Origin of the sequence: Thermococcus gorgonarius (genome assembly GCF_002214385.1) — an archaeon.
GTDB lineage: Archaea > Methanobacteriota_B > Thermococci > Thermococcales > Thermococcaceae > Thermococcus > Thermococcus gorgonarius.
Map to the genome: position 1 here is coordinate 503,984 of NZ_CP014855.1, position 18,187 is coordinate 522,170.

Consider the following 18,187-nt stretch of genomic DNA (forward strand, 5'->3'; position numbering starts at 1 on the left):
CCTAAGCTCCTTTTTCGTCCCCCTTGAGGAACTTGTCGATCTGCTTGTCAACTGGCATTATCTTGTTGCTTGGTTCGTTGATTTGAGTGCTCATCCCTGCAGAAACTATCGGCACTGTGGCCACTGGAACAACGGCCAGGGCCATAATTAAAACAATTAAGACGCTCAGGGTCTTTCTGTTCATGACTAAGGACACTTCCATGCACTTGTGTGCAATAGTGTATCTGTAGTGGGATTATTAAAACTTTTTTCCATGGAGAAATAGGGGCCAAAGAGCGGGTTTAGATTTGCCGATGGACTCTCAATTTAGGGCTCTTTGTGAAGTATTGTGTTCATTGAAAATCTAAAAAGGGCAATATAGGACGTCAACAACCTTGAGGATATCTTGGATACACTAATGCATAGAAAAGAGAATGTTGGCGTTAGAATTCCCGAAATTTTCTCCGGATTAGTCAGATGGAGCTTAAAAAGCTTTTCTCTTCCGACTTTTCAGTTAATTTTAAATAGGGTTTCCATATATCACCTCCGGTAAGTACCTTAAATGGAGGGATAGCCATGAGCGGATACAGGTTTATAAAGTGGTTTGAGGAGCTCGGCAAGGAAGACGTGCCCCTCGTCGGAGGAAAGGGGGCAAACCTCGGAGAACTTACAAAAGCCGGAATTCCGGTTCCACCCGGGTTCTGTGTCACGGCCGAGGCCTACAAGTACTTCGTCGAGAACGTCAAGCTCGAGGACGGCAGGACCCTCCAGGAGTGGATTATGGACATCATAAGCAAGACCAACGTTGATGACTCCAAGCAGCTCCAGGAGAACACCGCCAAGATCAGGCAGAAGATAATCGAGCTCCCGATGCTCCCCGAGATTGCTGAGGAGATCGAGAGGGCCTACAAGGAGCTCAGCCAGAGGTTCAACAAGGACGCCGTTTACGTTGCCGTCCGCTCTTCTGCAACAGCCGAGGACCTTCCGGAGGCTTCCTTCGCCGGCCAGCAGGAGACCTACCTCGACGTCTACGGCGTTGACGACGTCATAGACAAGGTCAAGAAGTGCTGGGCCAGCCTCTGGACTGCTCGCGCTACCTTCTACAGGGCCAAGCAGGGCTTCGACCACAGCAAGGTCTATCTTAGTGCCGTCGTCCAGAAGATGGTCAACAGCGAGAAGAGCGGTGTCATGTTCACCGCCAACCCGGTCACCAACAACAGGAACGAGATAATGATCAACGCCAGCTGGGGCCTCGGTGAGGCCGTCGTCAGCGGTAGCGTCACCCCGGACGAGTACATCGTCGAGAAGGGCACCTGGAAGATAAAGGAGAAATTCATCGCCAAGAAGGAAGTTATGGTCGTCAGGAACCCCGAGACCGGCAAGGGCACCGTCTACGTCAAGGTCGCCGACTACCTTGGCCCCGAGTGGGTTGAGAAGCAGGTTCTCACCGACGAGCAGATCGTTGAGGTCGCCAAGATGGGCGCCAAGATCGAGGAGCACTACGGCTGGCCGCAGGACATCGAGTGGGCATACGACAAGGACGACGGCAAGCTCTACATCGTCCAGAGCAGGCCGATAACCACCCTCAAGGAGGAGGCCAAGGCTGAAGAAGCAGCTGAGGTCGAGGAAGCCGAGGTCATCCTCAAGGGTCTCGGTGCTTCACCTGGCGTTGGCGCTGGCAGGGTCGTAGTCATCTTCGACGCCAGCGAGATCGACAAGGTCAAGGAGGGCGACGTCCTCGTCACCACCATGACCAACCCGGACATGGTTCCGGCCATGAAGAGGGCAAGCGCTATCGTCACCGACGAGGGTGGAAGAACCAGCCACGCCGCCATCGTCAGCCGTGAGCTCGGCATTCCGGCCGTCGTCGGTACCAAGGAAGCCACCAAGAAACTCAAGACCGGTGACTACGTCACCGTTGATGGGACCAGGGGTGTCGTCTACAAGGGCATAGTCAAGAGCCTCGTCGAAAAGAAGGAGGAGCAGAAGGCCACCGGTGGGCAGGTCGTCGTCGCTGGAGCCCCGCTCATCACCGCGACCAAGGTCAAGGTCAACGTCTCAATGCCCGAAGTGGCTGAGAGGGCAGCCGCTACAGGCGCCGACGGTGTCGGTCTCCTCCGCGCTGAGCACATGATACTCAGCATCGGCCAGCACCCGATCAAGTTCATCAAGGAGGGCAAGTTTGACGAGCTCGTCGAGAAGCTCGCCGAGGGCATAAGGACCGTTGCAGCTGCCTTCTACCCGAGGCCGGTCTGGTACAGGACCCTCGACGCCCCGACCAACGAGTTCAAGGAGATGCCTGGCGGAGAGGACGAGCCGGACGAGAGGAACCCGATGCTCGGCTGGCGCGGAATCAGGCGCGGTCTCGACCAGCCAGAGCTCCTCAAGGCCGAGTTCACCGCCATCAAGAAGGTCGTCGAGGAGGGCTACGACAACATCGGCGTTATGCTCCCGCTCGTCGGCCACCCAGAGCAGATCAGGAAGGCCAAGGAGATAGCCCGCTCAGTCGGCCTTGAGCCGCACAAGGACGTCGAGTGGGGAATAATGATCGAGGTTCCAGCTGCTGCTCTCATCATCGAGGACCTCATCAAGGAGGGCATTGACTTCGTCAGCTTCGGTACCAACGACCTCACCCAGTACACCCTCGCCATCGACAGGGACAACGACAGGATAGCTCACCTCTACGACGAGAAGCACCCGGCAGTGCTCAAGCTCATCAAGCACGTCATCAAGGTCGCCAAGAAGTACGGCGTCGAGACCAGCATCTGTGGACAGGCAGGCAGTGACCCGAAGATGGCCAAGATTCTCGTCAGGCTCGGCATCGACAGCATCAGCGCCAACCCCGACGCGGTTGAGCTCATCAGGAAGACCATCGCCCAGGAGGAGCAGAAGATCCTCCTCGAGGCGGCCAGGAAGAGGCTCTTCGAGGAAGAGGACGAGCTCGACTTCTGATTTTCCTTCCCTTCCTTTCTCTTGTCTTTCTCTTCAGCGCAGAGTGAATTCCAACTCGGGCCTTCAAACAACCACTTTGACTTTGATATCAGCGTTTTCGGTCTGTGATTGGCTCTTTTATCCACAATAAACTTTTTATACCAACGTTTCGACAGCCGTCTCAATGAGGCATAAAGTTGAAGCCATGCGCGAGCAAATCCTCAATGGCCCGATAGTAAAAACGCTCATCCTGTTAGCCTACCCGCTGATAATCAACCAGCTCGTTCAGGTTCTTTACAACCTCACCGATACGTTCTGGCTCGGTAAACTCGGCAGGACTGAGCTTTCCGCCCCGGGAACTGCCTGGCCCCTCGTGTGGTTCTTCATGAGCATAGGCATGGGCTTCGCCACTGCTGGCTTCGCCTTCGTGAGCCAGTACGTCGGTGCCAGGGAATATGATAAGGCGAACCGCGCTGCTGGAGCTCTCTACTCCCTCATGCTCATTTTCGCCACAGCAGTTGGTATAACCGGCGTGGTTCTCGCCCCTCAATTGCTCCGCTTGATGAACGTGAGCGATACCATCTACCCCTACGCGCTCAGCTACACGAGGGTCATCTTCGCGGGAATACCCTTCTCCTTCACCCTCTTCGCCTTCAACTTCCTCCTCAGGGCGGTCGGAGATACGAAGACACCGGTCAAGATAAACATCGCCACGGTAATCCTCAATATAATCCTCGACCCCTTATTCATCTTCGGCTGGGGACCGTTTCCAGAACTTGGCGTTGTCGGTGCGGCGATAGCGACGATGCTCTCCAACACGGCTGGTTCCATAGTGGGTGGCTACCTCCTGTTCACGGGTAGGGTGGGAATTCACCTCACTCCCGAGACCCTGAAGCCGGATTTCCACTTCTACTCCCGCATCTTCCGCGTCGGCCTTCCGGCGAGCATCGGAAACTCAACGACAGCTTTGGGCTTCGTTATTCTGACGAGGGTCATCTTTACCATCGGAAAGCTCTACGGGCAGACTCACGGCATCCCCAACTTTGAGGACGTTGCTTTTGCCACATACAGCATAACCAACCGATTAACGAACTTCATGTTCGCCTTCTCCGACGGAATAAGCATGGCCATGGGAACGATGGTGGGGCAGGCGATAGGGGCGAAGCTCTACGACAGGGCAAAGGAGATAGCCGAGAAGACGATGGTCATAAACTTCACGATACTCGGCGTTGGAACGCTTCTCTTCATATTCTTCCGCGTGCCCATATTCAGGTTCTTCATAAACGACCCGGCCGTCATAGCCGAGAGCGCCAAGGTCGTGAAGTACTTTTCAGCCTCGCTTCCCTTCTTTGGGATCTTTGCGGCGGTAAACAACGTCTTCCAGAGCGCCGGGCAGACGAAGAAGAGCATGGTGCTCGGCATGGTGAGGCTCTGGGGGATAAGGCTCCCGCTCAGCTACGGTCTTGGAGTCCTGATGAGAGACACCGCCGGGATGTGGCTTGGAATGGGCCTCAGCAACGTCCTTGGAGCGGTTATGGCCCTCGCGTGGTTCCTGAAGGGGAGCTGGATGAAGGCGATAATCGAGGAGTAGCTTTTTATTGGTGCGTTTCGACTACTGTCCAACTGTGGTGCCGATGGAGCGCGGAAAACTGCTCAAAATGCGCGAGGAAATACTCAACGGCCCCATTGAAAAGACACTCCTCAAGTTAGCATATCCTCTAATCGTCAACAACCTCGTTCAGGTTCTCTACAACATAACGGACACCTTCTGGCTCGGCAAACTCGGTAGGGAGGCTCTGGCCGCTCCCGGAACGAGCTGGCCGATAATAGGAACCCTAATGGCCCTCGGCATGGGCTTTGCAACGGCCGGCTTTGCCCTCGTCGGCCAGTACATAGGCGCGGGGAACTACGAAAGGGCCAACCGCTCCGCTGGAGCGCTCTACTCGCTCATGTTCCTCTTCTCCACGGCAACCGCCATAATAAGCCTGGCCATCCTCCCCTACGCGCTCCGCTTCATGAAAGTCACACCCAACGTCTACCCATACGCAAAGGCCTACGCGCAGGTGGTCTTCGCCGGCGTACCACTGTCATTCTCCTTCATGGCGTTCTCTGCCCTCATGAGGGCTTCTGGAGATACAAAGACGCCGGTGAAGATAAGCATGCTTACCGTTGGGATGAACATAGTTCTCGACCCGATTTTCATATTCGTCCTTGGGCTCGGCGTTGAGGGAGCGGCGATCGCCACGGTTCTCTCAAACGGCACTGGAGCCATAATCGGCGCGAAGATTCTGACAAGCGGGAAGGCCGGCCTGCACCTCACGCGCGAGACCATGAAGCCTGATTTCGGGTTTTACAGGAAGATATTCCACGTTGGCCTTCCGTCGGCCGTTGGCCAGTCAGCGGACAGCTTCGGCTTCGTCGTCCTCACAAGGATCATCTACGGCTACGGTGATGTCGTTTACGCTGCCTACACCATAACCACCCGCCTCGTCAACTTCATAACGAGCATAGCGAGGGGCGTTAGCATGGCCATGGGGACGATGATAGCCCAGAACGTTGGGGCCGAAAACTACGGGAGGGCCAAGAAAATAGCTGAGAGGGCAATGGTGATCAACTTCCTCATAGCGAGCTTTGCGATAGTCATCATCGGCCTCTTCCGGGTTTCCGTTTTCAGGGTCTTCCTGGATGATCCAGCGGTTATAGCCCAGAGTGAGTACGTGCTCAAGTACTTCCTCATCTCCGTGCCCTTCTTCAACGGGATATTCGTCGTTGTCACGAGGACCTTTAGCTCAGCAGGCCACACAAAGAAGAGCATGTTCCTCAGCATGCTGCGCCTCTGGGGCCTCAGGATTCCGCTTAGCTACGCCTTTGGCTACGTTGGGGCGATAACAGTGCTGGGCCTCACAATTCCGCTGGCAAAGCTCTTCGGCTTCACGAGCAAGGGAGTATTCTTCGGGATGGGCATGAGCAACTTTCTGGCGGCGCTGGTGGCTCTAGCCTGGTTCATGCGCGGAACCTGGATGAAGAGGATAATAGAAGAAAAATAGCCTCAGCCGAGGGTTTTTACCACGAATGCAAGCATATCAGCCAGCTCCCTCGCCCTCGTCTCCGGCGATGCACCCATGTGACCGCTCTTGGTCTCGACACGGAGGTAAACCGGCGCGCCGATCTCTTTCATCTTTGCGAAGAACTTGAGGGCGTGCGCCGGATGAACCCTGTCGTCGTGCAGGCCCGTGTAGATGAGCGTTGGCGGGTATTTCTTATTGAGGTCAATGTTGTGGTACGGTGAGTATTTCAGCAGGAACTCCCTGTCCTTCGGGTCGTCTGGGTTGCCGTACTCAGGAACCCACACGCTACCGATGTAGAGCTTGTGGAACCTGAGCATGTCAATGACGGGATAGCCTATCAGTGCTGAGTCCATGACGTCGGGCCTCTGGGTGAGCGTTGCCGAAACCAAAAGCCCCCCGTTGCTCCTTCCCCACGCTGCAACCCTGTAGCCCTCCCCCTTGAGCTTGCTAAGGACGGCTATGAAGTCGTCGAAGACGTTCTGCTTGTTTTCCCTCATTCCCGCCCTGTGCCACTCCTCGCCGTACTCACTTCCACCGCGCAGGTTGGCCATCGCAAAGCTTCCACCGCGCTTGATGAATGGAATCGCCTGCGGGAAAAAGCGGGGCGTCAGCGAGATGTTAAATCCTCCGTAGCCGAAGACCCAGACTTTTTTCTTGTCCTCCGTTCCCTTCACGTGGAAGTAGTGGATTTTCGTGCCGTCCTTTGAGACCGCGAAGTCCTCCTCAACTCTGAAGTCGCCCTCAACTTCCTGCTTTTCGACGAGCTTAAGCTCCCCGTCGAACTCGTAGAGGCGATAGGGCACGGTGAAGCTCTCGTAGCGGAGAAGGACCCTCTTCCCGTCGGTGTCGAGCGGGTAGACGCTTCCGGGGAGGTCGAAGGTTACATCGTCGAGCTTTTCGCCATTAAGCGAGTAGACCTCAAGCCTGTGGCTAGCGTGAACGAGCCTGCCGGCGAGGATTTTGTCGCCAGAGATTACAGCCCACTCTAGCGGGAACTCTCCTTCGGGAATTACCTCGGTGACGTTCTCTCCTTCGATGACTATTACCTTTCCAAGCCCCTTGCCCTCTCTTGTGAGGACGTAGAGCCTGCCGTTGATAACGTCTATAGGTTCCGCTGGAACTTCAGCGGAGTAAACCTTTCCCCACAGGTCGGGGGCGTCTATCGGTCCGATGTAGATATCCGCCTTGTTCCAGCCGAAGGTGACGGTGAGCATCGCCCACTTTTCATCGGTGCTCTTCCTGAGTCCCATAAAGTAGCCCGAGCCAAGCCCCTTCCCGAAGACTATCCTCTCGCCGCTCTCGTCCTTCCAGAAGAGCCTGACAGCCGGAGCTTTAACCCCGTCCGGCGTCTCCCCGTGCCTGTAGAACCTGCTGAAGTAGTAGCCGTTCTCAAGGAACGTGATGTTCCAGACCGAGGGCTTAAACTCTTCCAGGATTTCGCCGGTTTCGAGGTTCACTATCCGGGTTATCCCCTCGTCCGCTCCTCCTATGGAGAAGCTGTAGGCGAGGAGCTTTCCTGACTTATCAGCGGTGAACCCCTGGAGGAGAACCTCGTCGTTGAGCTCCTTTTCGAGCTCCTTTGAGTCAATTATGACATCTCTTCCGAGCCACCGAATAACCTGTCTGTCCCTCTCCTTGTACATAGCTATAACACCCTTTTCCGTAAGCCTCGCGCCATAGAGGGTCGGCATTGAGTAGTACTCCCAGACTTCGGGAAAGAGCTCGTCGCTTAGCTTTCCAACGAACTCCCTAAAGCGTTTGTTTTCCTCCTCAACGAGCTTTAAAACGCGCTCATCGTTGAGGTTTTCCATCCACAGGTATGGATCCTCCACAGAAACCACCCTTCAGAATAAGGAAAGAGAAAGATATAAACGTTTAGGCAGTTCTCTCAAAGGGTGGACACGTGGAAAACGCCCTCCATTAACCTGCCAAAGAGGTAGCTCAGGAACGCCGCCCCAAGGCCCGTTGTAACCATCTCGATAATTTTTGACTTTATGGAAATCCCTGAGAGTATTGATACCAGGGTTGCCACGATGGCTAGAACTGTCCCCGCGAGGAGTATTGAGAACGGTAGCGCCACTGTGGACGTGGGTGCCAGGAAATAGGGGAGAACCGGGAAGATCACGCCGAGAAGATAGGCTATGCCTGTATACAGTGCCGAACGGACTTCGTTCTCGTTTCCTTCTGGCGCTAGGAGTTCAACAATGCCCTCTCCTCTTTTTGCAAGCTCTTCAGCTGTGTTTTCGGCCACTTCCTCTGGAACGCCACCCTCGATCAGGCGTTCCTTTATTTCCTCCTTTGCCTTTTCGGGGGAGATTTTAAAGAGAACCTTCATCCTTTCCCTCAGTGCCTCATTTACCTGCCTCTGCGAGCGAACCGAAATGAAGGCCCCAATACCCATTGAGAGAGAGCCCGCAACGCCAACGATAACCCCGCTTATTCCCACCAGTTTTGGAGTGGTGGTGTAAACCGCTGAGAGCCCGGTCACTGCACCGAGTATCTCTACCAGCCCATCGTTCATCCCAAGGACCAGATCTCGAATGTTCTCGGTGTGGAAGCTCTTTTTGCTTTCCCTAAAGAACTGTTCGTGCTCCAGCTCATCGAGGATGACCTCCTTCAGCTTTTCAATCTCCTCCGAGGAGAGCTTGTCCGAGTATTCTGTTAGGTATCGGAAGTACTTCTGGACGGCGCTTCTTTCCCCCAGCTCTAGAAGAGACGCAACGGCACCGGGCCCCAGGAGTTTTCTCAAAATCCTTATACTAAGTTCGTGCATTCTATTGATCTCTGGTTTTTTAACCTCTATCCCCCGGGCTTTCAGGAACTCATACCAGAACCTCGCATGTTTGGACTCAATCTGCGAGAGGCGGAGAAACTCTTCCCTGATGTTTTTGTCCTTTTCCGTCCTTGAAAGTTTGGCATACAATACTGAATCGGAGTATTCATCTTTGTAGAATTTTTTGGCCAGCTTAAGCATCTCCTCCACGGCCCTCACCCCCGTACTTGAGCACCACGAACTCTCTGTAGTCCATGACCCTGGTGAAGCCCTTTTTCATATAATAAGAATACGCCTCAAGGTCGGGGAAAGTTATCACGTAAGCCTCTCTACCAAACTCCTTCAGCCTCTCCACAGCGAACTCAAGGAGCATTGAGCCGTAGCCTTTGCCCCTGTAAGCTGGATCAACCATGAAGAACTCGATGAGGCCGCTCTTCTCGTTCTTTATTTCCTCCGGCACCCACCACACATTCTTGCCTTCGAGGTTGTAGACGAGGGCCACGGTCCCAATTATTCGTCCGTCCTTCTTCAGCACGTATAGCTCGTCGAACTCTTTACCAAGCCTGAACTCCAGGAAGGGCTCGTAGACCCTTTTGAAGCCCTCGAAATCATCCACCGAAGGCTTCTTCTCCACCCACTCTAGGGCAGGATACGCTCCGCCGGTACCCTGGTAAACTCGAAAGACGAACTTGAGGAGCTCATCCTTCAGCTCGAGGGGATTATTAACTCTCTCAATTTTCAGGCTTTTTTCTTCGTCTCCCATATTTTCGGCCCCACCAGTTTTTTGCGTCATCACCCAAAAAGCTTATGAATTAGGTTAGCCTAATTATATGGGTGATACCATGGAGTACCTCGACATAAAAGTCCTTGATGAAGATGGAAAGGAAAAGCCCCTGAGAGACCTCGTCTTTGGCAGGTGGACGGTTCTCTACTTCTACCCAAAGGACAACACGCCTGGCTGCACCACTGAGGCCAAGGAATTCACAGAACTGCTTCCGGAGTTCGAAAAGCTTGGCGTTCAGGTTATCGGCGTTTCCCGGGATTCGCCAAAGAGCCATCAGAGGTTCAAGGAGAAGCACGGCCTCAAAGTAAAGTTGATCAGCGATCCCAACGCCGAGCTCCACAGGGCCCTTGGAGCGTGGGGCAAGAAAAAGAGCTACGGAAGGGAGTATGAGGGAGCGATAAGGAGCACCTTCATTCTGAACCCCGAGGGAGAAATCGTGTGGAAGAAGATAAAGGTTCGGGCCAAGGGACACGCCGCCCAGGTGCTTGAGGAGATCAAAAAGCTAATAGGAACGGAAAACTAAGTTTGGTGGGTGATAACATGAAGGAGCTTGAGGCTTTAGCCCTCGCCCTTGAAGTTGAAAAGGCCGAGCTTAAGTTCTACATTAAGCTTGCGAAAAAAGCTAAGGACGAGAGGGCGAAGAAGATGTTCCTCTTCCTCGCTGGAGAAGAGGCCGAGCACTGGGACATCTTTGAGGAGAAATTCGTTGAGGCGCTGGTCGAAAAGTGTGAGCTCCCAGCGGTGGACAAGGAGCTCCTAGAAAAGCTGGTTGTTCAGGTTGATGAAGAAAACCTCAGTGAGGTCGACGCGGTTAAGATCGGCATGGAGCAGGAAAAGCTGACCTGGGAGTTCTACGAGAGGGCCGCTAAGGAAGCGGAGCACGAGAGCGTCAAGAGAGTTTTTGAGGAGCTGGCGAAGATTGAGAAGGCCCACTACGAACTGCTTAAGGCGCAGTACGACTCGGTGATGAAGACAGGCATATGGATGGACTACCAGGACTTCAGCCTTGAGGTTGATTGAGGCTTTTATTCAACCAGCACGTTGACGAGCTTGACGTTCTTCCCTATCTTTTGCTTTATTGCGTTGATTATCTCGGGATCGTTAACATCGATGATTTTTTCTCCCATTATCAGGTTTAGGTGAGGTTTGGTGTTGACCTCTACTCTGGTCTCGCCTTCGAGGGAGAAGAGCTCTATGAGGCCAAGCTCCTTAAGGGTTATCAGATTTGAGTATAGGGTTGAGAAGCTCATAGTTGGAAACTCCTTTCTTATTTCCTCAAGGAGCTCGGTAAGCGATGGATGAGATGGCCCAAATTCCTCCAGAACTTCAATGAGCCTGAGCCTCTGGGGCGTGAGCTTGTAGCCACTCTCTTTGAGCCTTTCTATGGCCTTTTCTCTCCACATGTGTTTCAATTCGCGGGGGACTTTATAAGCCTTCCTAATTAGAAATAATTTCTAAATCGAAAAGTTTATTAAGTAGAGGTTATTACTAATAATTGGTGAAATCCATGTCGGAACACAACAGAAGGTTGGTTGAAAAGGCAGGAATAGACGTGGAAAAGCTCCTGGACATGCTGCTGAAGGCGGCCGCTGCGGAGTTTACGACCTATTACTACTACACTGTTCTGAGGAACCACGCCGCAGGCTTGGAAGGCGAAACGATAAAGGAAATCGTCGAGGATGCGCGCCTTGAGGACAGGAACCACTTTGAGGCCCTCGTGCCGAGGATTTACGAGCTCGGCGGAGAGCTCCCGAGGGACATCGTGGAATTCTCGAAGATGGCCTGGTGCCGCGACGCTTATCTGCCGGAGGAGCCCACTGTAGAGAACATCCTTAAGGTCCTCCTCGAAGCGGAGCGCTGTGCGGTTGGTGTCTACACGGAGATATGCAATTACACGATGGGCAAAGACCCGAGGACCTACGACTTGGCCCTGGCAATCCTCCACGAGGAGATAGAGCACGAAGCTTGGTTCGAGGAGCTTTTGACCGGCAAGCCAAGCGGCCACTTCAGGCGGAGCAAACCCGGAGAGAGCCCCTTTGTCTCGAAGTTCCTGAGGTGAGGGGATAAGGTTTATCTGGAGAAAATGAGGTATATGAGTGGTGATACTATGCTCGCCAAATACCCCTTTGAGCTCCCAAAGGACAGGCCCTTGACCAAGACCGAGATAGCGCAGGCCCTCCGCTGGGCCATCGAGGCGGAGCTTGATGCGATAAACATCTACGAGCAACTTGCCGCTGGAATAGAGGACGAGAGGATAAGGCACATCTTCCTTGATGTAGCCAACGAGGAGAAGGAGCACTTTGGTGAGTTCCTCGCGGCTCTCTTCGAGGTTGATGAAGAACTCGCGAAATACATGAAGGAAGGCTTCGAGGAAGTTGAGGAGGAGACGGGGATAAAGGTGAACTTTCTGAAGTAAAGACCCGTCATTCCAGACTAATCCCGTTTTCTTCTTCTGAATTTTTGAGTTCCCTTATTTCAAAAACCTTCAGCGGGACTTTTTTTAGGGCCTTTCCAACGACGGCCTTCGCTATTCTCTCGGCGTGCTCTATGCTCTGAGCGTTGAAGACCTTGAGGGTCAGGTATATACCAACGAGACCAACGTTGCCTATTACGAAGGCGCTCTCAAAGTGGGCTCCGCAGACGGGACACTGGGAGTAACCCAGCTCGACCCTAACGAAGTCGAGGTTTTCCCTGTTGAGAGCCTTTGTAACTTTACTTACCGCCACGTTTATGGCATCTTCGTTCGTTTCGACGTCTTTAACTATTATCGGTGCTTCAAGAACCACCACGTAGTCCCCCATATCTCTCACCTCAGCCAAAGGCAAAGAGCCTGTCGTCTTCTCCCTTAAAAACTCCAAGTCTCACTCCGGCGTCTATAAAGCCGTGGGCATAGTTCAGCGCCGCGAACGCTGTCACGTAGTCGCCTTTCTCGTAGTAGTATTTGGCATCCTCAAAATAGCTTCTCGCCATGGTTAAGAAATCCCTGGCAACAACGCCCAGGAGGCTCTTCTCGTGAACCACCACTTCGAGCCTTTTAAGAGCCTCGCCTGTTATTTTAAAATACCTCTGGAGCCTCTCCTCTGAGATCTCTCGCTCCACCTGTCTCGCCTCGGAAAGGGTTGAGCACCGGTTTTATAAATCTTGCCCACCATCACTGTTAAATACTCCAACCCTCCTAAAGTCCAGTGGGGAGGGGAAATGATAAAGGTCGTTTTCTTTGACCTGGATGACACTCTCATCGACACGACAAAACTGGCTGAGATAGCGAGGCGAAACGCTATCGAGGGCATGATACGGGCCGGAATGCCTGTTGACTTTGGGATAGCCTATCACGAGCTTCTGGAGCTTATAAACGAATACGGGAGCAACTTTCCCCATCACTTTGACTATCTCCTTCGGCGTCTGGATTTACCCCACAATCCTAAGTGGATCGCGGCCGGGGTGGTAAATTACCACAACACAAAGATAGCACACCTCAAAACCGTGAAAGGCGCAAGAAAAACCCTTCTCAAACTCAAGGAAATGGGTCTTAAACTCGGCGTGATCACCGATGGAAATCCAGTAAAACAGTGGGAGAAGATACTGAGAACGGAGATAGAGGACTACTTTGACGATGTCCTTATTTCGGACTTCGTAGGAGTTAAAAAACCTCACAGGAAGATATTCGAGAAGGCATTGAAACGGTTTGGCGTGGGGCCCGAAGAGGCCGTGATGGTGGGCGACAGACTGTACTCCGACATCTACGGTGCAAAGCAGGTTGGAATGAGGACGGTCTGGTTTAAATACGGCAAGTATGCCAGTAAAGAACTGGAATACCTTGAATACGCGGACTTTGTAATCAGGTCGCTCGAAGAAGTGGTAGAGATAATCAGGGGGATCGAAAGTGAGGAAAGGGAAGAGCGTTCAGATAAGGAAGTTCATGCTGATTGACTCCGCTTACAAGTCGAGAATTCTCAGAGGGGACAAGCTCACAACGATACGCTACGGGGACTACGAGGCGAAGCCGGGTAGCGAGGTCTATCTAGTGGTAACACCGAGCGATACTGCGGTAGCCAAGGTCAGGATAACCCGCGTGGAGAAAAAGAAGGTAAGAGAACTGACAAACGAAGATGCAAAGCTCGACGGCTTCTCCGACGTCAGGGAGCTTCTCAGGGAGCTCAGCAAAATCTACGGCGAGCTCTACGGCGATGATGAGGTCACAATCATCGGCTTCGAGGTCATAAAGCGTTTCGACGACGGTATTCCGCTCAAGTGGCTCAAGGGCCTCAACTACCGCGAGCCGGCCGAGATTGCGAGGCTCTACCTTGAGAACCAGGAGAAACTGAACCTCAACCGCGAGACCGACTTTATAATGCGCCGTATCTACAACGAAGGCCTCGGAAGGGCAGTCAGAACCTTTGGGCCTAAGAGGGTTCAGCAGGCCCTGCTCAAAACCTACCACGCGCTCTACTCGGCGGGGGTTATCTAACTCGGAATTTGACAAGGAAAAGCTTTTTTACTGTCCCGACCTTTTTTGGGTGCCATGGCAAAGTCTGAACACAAAAGAGGTTTCCTGGCACTCACGCTCGCGCTCTTTGCCCTTTTGGCCCTGCAGATAGCCGGGGCATTTAACGGGATAAACGAGTGGATGAACTCGATCCTTCCTCCTGGCGGGCCTCTAACCAGCGCCTTCACGGAAACGGCGAGCTTTGCCCTCACTGCCGTTTACATCATCCTCTTCCTCCTGCGGGACGTCAAGGATAGAGGAAAGTTAAGCAGGTTCCCCCTTGAACTAACCGCAGGTATTGCGGTCTCTATGGTTATTGTTGCTCTGCTGAAGGTTCTGATCGGTGTCCCTCGGCCCGGGGAGGCCCGGGTTCACTGGAGTTTTTTCGAAGCAATAAAGAACGTTGGCTATTTTGCCTTCCCTTCCGGACACACGACGAGGGCCTCGGTTCTCGCCTACTTCCTCGCAAAACGCTGGAAGAGGCTCTGGCCGCTCTGGTGGGCTTGGGCACTTGGAATAGGTCTCTCAAGGCTTTTTCTCCACGTTCACTGGTTCAGTGACGTCCTCTTCGCTCTCTTCCTTGCCCCCTGGACAGGTTTGTTCGTTGAACTTACCGAAAACCGGTGGCTGCCCCTTTACGGGGCCTTCGTGAGAAAGCTCAAACTGGAGGTGCTGGACGTTGAATGAGTTCCTTCAGGTCTTCCTGCTCTCGCTCGTTCCTACCTTTGAGGGACGCTACGCGGTAGTTTACGGCATTGGACGGGGCTACACCCTCTGGCAGACATTGGTAGCTTCTAGCCTGGGAGTTTTAACCCTTTCTGTAATCCTTCCCCTTCTCCTGCCATACATAGACAGGCTCATGCTCTGGCTTGAGAAGACCCCCCTGGAAAGAATAGCGCGCCTCTACCTCTACTACGTTGAGAGGGTGCGGAAGAAGGCCCATCCCTACGTTGAGAAGTGGGGCTTCTGGGGCCTTCTCGTCTTCGTTGCAATCCCCCTCCCTGGAACCGGCATATGGACGGGCGCTTTAGCGGCCTACCTCCTCGGGATCGAAAAGAGGAAATCCTTCCCGGCGCTCCTCCTCGGTGGTCTGCTGAGCATGGCCATAACCCTGCCTCCGAGTCTCGGCATCTGGGGGTGATAATATCTTCTCGGTCTGCATGCGTGATTGTTACGACACCTGCTCCATGATAAGCGAGTTCAAGAACGGACGGCTTACGGTTAAGGGCAACCCGGAACACCCGGTAACGGTGGGCTTTCTCTGTCCCAAGGGTGCCCTTCTGCCTAAGTGGTTCCACTCCAAAGACAGGCTCAAAAAACCGCTCATAAGAAAGGGCGAGCGCGGCAGTGGGCAGTTCAGAGAAGCGAGCTGGGAGGAAGCAATAAAGCTTGTTGCCAGCAAGTTGAAGGAGACCATCGAAGAGCACGGAAGCGAGAGCGTCCTGGTTTACCAGTACGCCGGTGACAGGGGTGTGGTGAACTACGCCTTCCCTCTGAGGCTCTTCCACTACCTCAACACGGCGATGCTCGACTACGGTATCTGTGACAGGGCCGGGCAGGAGGCTTTGAAGGATATTTATGGGACAGCGGTTGGCATGGATCCTGAAGAATTCAAAAATCAGCGCTTGCTCGTTTACTGGGGGATAAACGCATTCTGGACCAATTTACACGGCTTCATGCTGGCTAAGAAAAGCGACCTTGAGATATGGACGGTAGATGTCGTAAGAACAGAGACCGCGAAGAGGAGTGACAGGTTCTTCCAGGTAAAGCCTGACACGGACGTTCTATTCGCACTGGGCGTTGCGAAGGTTCTCATAGAGGAAAACCTCTACGACAGGGCCTTTGTCCGCGAGAACGTTTACGGCTTTGAGGAATTCAAGAATTATGTAAAAACATTATCGCTTGATTATGTAAGCAGGGAGACCGGTTTGAGCGTTGAGGAGATCGAGGAGTTTGCCCAGGGCTACGCCGAAAAGAAGGGGATAATCCACATCGGCTACGGCTTCCAGCGCTCTCTGGCTGGTGGTGAGGCTGTCAGGGCGATAGCGATTCTTCCAGCGTTAGTCGGCCACCGCTTCGGCTTCATCTACGACATGAAGACGATAGACAAAAGCTACGCGGAAGGGGCCTTTCTGAGGAGCAGGCCCGCTAAGAGAATTCCGCAGATGAAGCTCGCGGAGTACATCGAGAGGGGTGAGATTAAGTTCCTCTACGTCTACAACTCCAACCCGCTCGCGAGCCTGCCGAACCAGAACAGGCTGAGGAAAGCGCTGATCGAGAGTGATGTCTTCGTCGTTACGCACGACATTTTCCTTACCGACACCGCCCTCTACTCGGACGTCGTCCTGCCGGCTAACACATTCTTCGAGCGGCTTGATATAGCCGACAGCTACTACCACCGCTACGTGGCTTTAAACGAGCCGGTTGCAAGGCTCTACGGAAAGAGCAACAGCGAGGTTACTAGGCTTTTGGCAAAGGCCCTAGGAATTGAGAACCCTTACCTCTACGAGAGCGACGAAGAAATCATTAGGAAAATCCTCCAAATCAACGGGTTGAGCTGGGACGAGCTCAAGGAGAATGGCTTCGTCAGAGTGCCTGAAAAGCCGAGGAAGTGGGAAACACCGAGCGGAAAGATAGAGTTCTACTCACAGAGGGCTGTGGAAAGAGGCCTGAGCCCATTCCCGGAGTACAGGAAGTTCAAGGGCAAATACCCGCTCCGGCTCCTCACACCAACGTACAGAATGACCATAACGAGCCAGTACCACAACACCTACGGCATGATAGACCCTAACCTCTACATCAACCCAGCAGACGCCAAGGAGAGGGGCATTCAAGACGGCGACACCGTCGAGGTCTTCAGCGACTACGGAAGCATTAAAACGGTTGCAAAGCTCAGCGACGACGTGCCCAGGGACATAGTCCTCCTCTACAAGGCCTTCTGGGTTAGCTTACTCGGCTGGAATGCGAACTTCCTGACAACGGACGAGACAGTTGATGGCTACGGCAAGGGCTCGGCGTATCACTCGACCTGGGTGGAGGTAAAGAAAGCCAGCTCCCTACACGAGGGTTAAGACCCCCAAAAGCCCGTAGTGGAACTTATTCAAGCGGGAGTTTCCAATGGCCTCCATTTCTCTCCCTCCAACAGAGGTTAGGGCGGAGAGAGTTTTTAAGGATTTCTTGGCCAGAAGCTTTAAATTCCTCTGACGGAACATCCTTCGGTGGTCAAATGGACGTCCTGAGGAGGTTTAAGCTCCTCTTTTCTATGACTTACGCGGGATTCCTTGGGAACATCGCGGTAATATACTATCTTTCCCGCGGGCTGACCTACGGTGAGATAGGCCTTGCCACTGCTGTAGCTGGACTTGGATTCTTCCTCTTTGAGGTCCCACAGGAGTTGTCGGCGACAAAGTGAGCAGGAAGACGAGCGTTCTAATCGGGCTTTCAATAATGCCCCTTGCGACCCTTCTCTTTGTCTTCCTCAAGAATTTCTGGGTTCTTCTCGCTTCAGAGCTCCTTGGGACACTGGGAGGTTCCTTTGTGAGTGGAAGCCTTCAGGCGTGGTTCTTTGACAATCTAAAGGCTGAGGGAATAGAAGGTCAGTTCAAGGAAATCTGGCGGTCGACCCAGAAGCTTTCCCTGGTTGTCAGCTCGACGACAACGGTACTCGGTGGCCTTATCGCACAGTTCTTTGGGTTTGCTCCAGTCATAGTCCTGACTGCTTTGGTGCAGGCCCTTCTAGTCCCCCTGGCCATGAGCATACCGGAGGTTGGATTTTCAAAGCCTGAAACCTCCTACACGCTCCACGTTATAAATTCCTGGCGCGAGCTGAGAAAACCGGAGATCGCGTGGCTCATTGCCTACCTTCTCTCAGTTACTCTCGCCCTGAATCAGTTTAGGAAATTCTTTGAACCGTACCTCGAGGAAATTCTTGCCCTCTTCCTGGGCACAACTATTACCGGAACCCTTGGAATCCTCGAGCTTGTTGAGGTTCTTGTGAAAGTCATCCCCCGGTACGCTGGGGTTGCACTGGAGGGAAAATCGGGCGGTTTCTCCATGAGACCGCGCCCGTTGGAATACCCCTCGCGACGGTTTTATCCGTCATAATTCCGAATCCCTGTATTATAGTCCTTCTCGGGATTCTCGCCACCCTCTTCGCATCGGCGTTC

The 18,187-nt window shown here is 53.4% G+C and carries 21 protein-coding genes; 14 read left to right on the top strand and 7 right to left on the bottom strand.

All coding sequences use genetic code 11. The features are described 5' to 3' along the window. Position 1: 1 nt before the first annotated feature. Entirely contained in the window at positions 2-196 is a 195-nt protein-coding gene (locus tag A3K92_RS09560) for a hypothetical protein (protein ID WP_232460904.1), read from the bottom strand. A gap of 359 nt (positions 197-555) precedes the next feature. On the opposite strand from A3K92_RS09560, the gene ppsA reads away from it, so the two are divergent. The 3 genes from ppsA (at position 556) to A3K92_RS02860 (ending at position 5,957) form a co-directional block, all read left to right on the top strand. Further along, the gene (gene ppsA / locus A3K92_RS02850) at positions 556-2,931 is read left to right on the top strand and encodes a phosphoenolpyruvate synthase (RefSeq protein ID WP_088884828.1); all 2,376 of its coding nucleotides are present in this window, start codon (positions 556-558) and stop codon (positions 2,929-2,931) included. A 163-nt stretch (positions 2,932-3,094) separates the two neighbouring features. Continuing rightward, positions 3,095-4,501, top strand: a complete 1,407-nt coding sequence (locus tag A3K92_RS02855; protein ID WP_088884829.1) for an MATE family efflux transporter — start codon at positions 3,095-3,097, stop codon at positions 4,499-4,501. Between the two features lie 43 nt (positions 4,502-4,544). Further along, on the top strand, positions 4,545-5,957 hold the full coding sequence (locus tag A3K92_RS02860) for an MATE family efflux transporter (protein WP_088884830.1): 1,413 nt from the start codon (positions 4,545-4,547) through the stop codon (positions 5,955-5,957). A gap of 2 nt (positions 5,958-5,959) precedes the next feature. Here A3K92_RS02860 and A3K92_RS02865 read toward each other — a convergent pair whose 3' ends face one another. The 3 genes from A3K92_RS02865 to A3K92_RS02875 are packed head-to-tail and all read right to left on the bottom strand — an operon-like array spanning position 5,960 to position 9,514. Beyond that, a complete protein-coding gene (locus A3K92_RS02865) occupies positions 5,960-7,810 on the bottom strand; it encodes a prolyl oligopeptidase family serine peptidase (protein ID WP_088884831.1) in 1,851 nt (616 codons plus the stop codon). A gap of 56 nt (positions 7,811-7,866) precedes the next feature. Further along, on the bottom strand, positions 7,867-8,961 hold the full coding sequence (locus A3K92_RS02870) for a VIT1/CCC1 transporter family protein (RefSeq protein WP_088884832.1): 1,095 nt from the start codon (positions 8,959-8,961) through the stop codon (positions 7,867-7,869). Continuing rightward, positions 8,945-9,514 carry a GNAT family N-acetyltransferase gene (locus tag A3K92_RS02875; RefSeq protein ID WP_232460905.1) on the bottom strand — a complete coding sequence of 190 codons (570 nt, stop codon included), beginning with the start codon at positions 9,512-9,514 and terminating at the stop codon, positions 8,945-8,947. The genes A3K92_RS02870 and A3K92_RS02875 overlap by 17 nt, the downstream gene beginning before the upstream one ends. A gap of 79 nt (positions 9,515-9,593) precedes the next feature. Here A3K92_RS02875 and A3K92_RS02880 point away from each other — a divergent pair, with 79 nt between their 5' ends. Both A3K92_RS02880 and A3K92_RS02885 read left to right on the top strand, forming a co-directional pair. Beyond that, positions 9,594-10,058 (top strand): peroxiredoxin, encoded by a 465-nt coding sequence (locus A3K92_RS02880; RefSeq protein WP_088884833.1) that lies wholly within the window; start codon positions 9,594-9,596, stop codon positions 10,056-10,058. Between the two features lie 17 nt (positions 10,059-10,075). Next, positions 10,076-10,555, top strand: coding sequence for a ferritin-like domain-containing protein (locus tag A3K92_RS02885; protein WP_088884834.1), 480 nt, complete (start codon positions 10,076-10,078; stop codon positions 10,553-10,555). Between the two features lie 5 nt (positions 10,556-10,560). On the opposite strand, the gene A3K92_RS02890 is transcribed toward A3K92_RS02885, so the two are convergent. Next, entirely contained in the window at positions 10,561-10,938 is a 378-nt protein-coding gene (locus A3K92_RS02890; RefSeq protein ID WP_088884835.1) for a Fur family transcriptional regulator, read from the bottom strand. 104 nt (positions 10,939-11,042) lie between these two features. Between A3K92_RS02890 and dps the strand changes: the two genes are divergently transcribed. Then, the gene (dps, locus tag A3K92_RS02895; protein ID WP_088884836.1) at positions 11,043-11,594 is read left to right on the top strand and encodes a DNA protection during starvation protein; all 552 of its coding nucleotides are present in this window, start codon (positions 11,043-11,045) and stop codon (positions 11,592-11,594) included. A 48-nt stretch (positions 11,595-11,642) separates the two neighbouring features. Next, entirely contained in the window at positions 11,643-11,951 is a 309-nt protein-coding gene (locus A3K92_RS02900; RefSeq protein ID WP_088884837.1) for a ferritin family protein, read from the top strand. Positions 11,952-11,958: 7 nt separating this feature from the next. Here the strand turns inward: A3K92_RS02900 and A3K92_RS02905 are convergent, their stop codons facing one another. Further along, on the bottom strand, positions 11,959-12,336 hold the full coding sequence (locus tag A3K92_RS02905; RefSeq protein ID WP_088884838.1) for a DUF555 domain-containing protein: 378 nt from the start codon (positions 12,334-12,336) through the stop codon (positions 11,959-11,961). A gap of 10 nt (positions 12,337-12,346) precedes the next feature. Then, positions 12,347-12,634, bottom strand: a complete 288-nt coding sequence (locus A3K92_RS02910) for a DUF357 domain-containing protein (RefSeq protein ID WP_088884839.1) — start codon at positions 12,632-12,634, stop codon at positions 12,347-12,349. A 99-nt stretch (positions 12,635-12,733) separates the two neighbouring features. Here A3K92_RS02910 and A3K92_RS02915 point away from each other — a divergent pair, with 99 nt between their 5' ends. The 7 genes from A3K92_RS02915 (at position 12,734) to A3K92_RS09570 (ending at position 18,125) form a co-directional block, all read left to right on the top strand. Continuing rightward, on the top strand, positions 12,734-13,465 hold the full coding sequence (locus A3K92_RS02915) for a TIGR02253 family HAD-type hydrolase (RefSeq protein ID WP_088884840.1): 732 nt from the start codon (positions 12,734-12,736) through the stop codon (positions 13,463-13,465). Beyond that, positions 13,455-14,003, top strand: a complete 549-nt coding sequence (locus A3K92_RS02920) for an ASCH domain-containing protein (protein WP_088886021.1) — start codon at positions 13,455-13,457, stop codon at positions 14,001-14,003. The genes A3K92_RS02915 and A3K92_RS02920 overlap by 11 nt, the downstream gene beginning before the upstream one ends. A 54-nt stretch (positions 14,004-14,057) precedes the next feature. Then, positions 14,058-14,708, top strand: coding sequence for a phosphatase PAP2 family protein (locus A3K92_RS02925; protein ID WP_088884841.1), 651 nt, complete (start codon positions 14,058-14,060; stop codon positions 14,706-14,708). Further along, positions 14,701-15,162, top strand: coding sequence for a COG2426 family protein (locus tag A3K92_RS02930; protein ID WP_088884842.1), 462 nt, complete (start codon positions 14,701-14,703; stop codon positions 15,160-15,162). Before A3K92_RS02925 ends, A3K92_RS02930 begins: the two co-directional genes overlap by 8 nt. Positions 15,163-15,181: 19 nt before the next feature. Continuing rightward, the gene (locus A3K92_RS02935; protein WP_198361953.1) at positions 15,182-17,092 is read left to right on the top strand and encodes a molybdopterin-dependent oxidoreductase; all 1,911 of its coding nucleotides are present in this window, start codon (positions 15,182-15,184) and stop codon (positions 17,090-17,092) included. Between the two features lie 155 nt (positions 17,093-17,247). Then, entirely contained in the window at positions 17,248-17,433 is a 186-nt protein-coding gene (locus A3K92_RS09565) for a hypothetical protein (RefSeq protein WP_232460906.1), read from the top strand. Next, complete coding sequence (locus tag A3K92_RS09570; RefSeq protein WP_232460907.1) at positions 17,430-18,125, top strand: MFS transporter; 696 nt, start codon at positions 17,430-17,432, stop codon at positions 18,123-18,125. Before A3K92_RS09565 ends, A3K92_RS09570 begins: the two co-directional genes overlap by 4 nt. Positions 18,126-18,187: the final 62 nt, after the last annotated feature.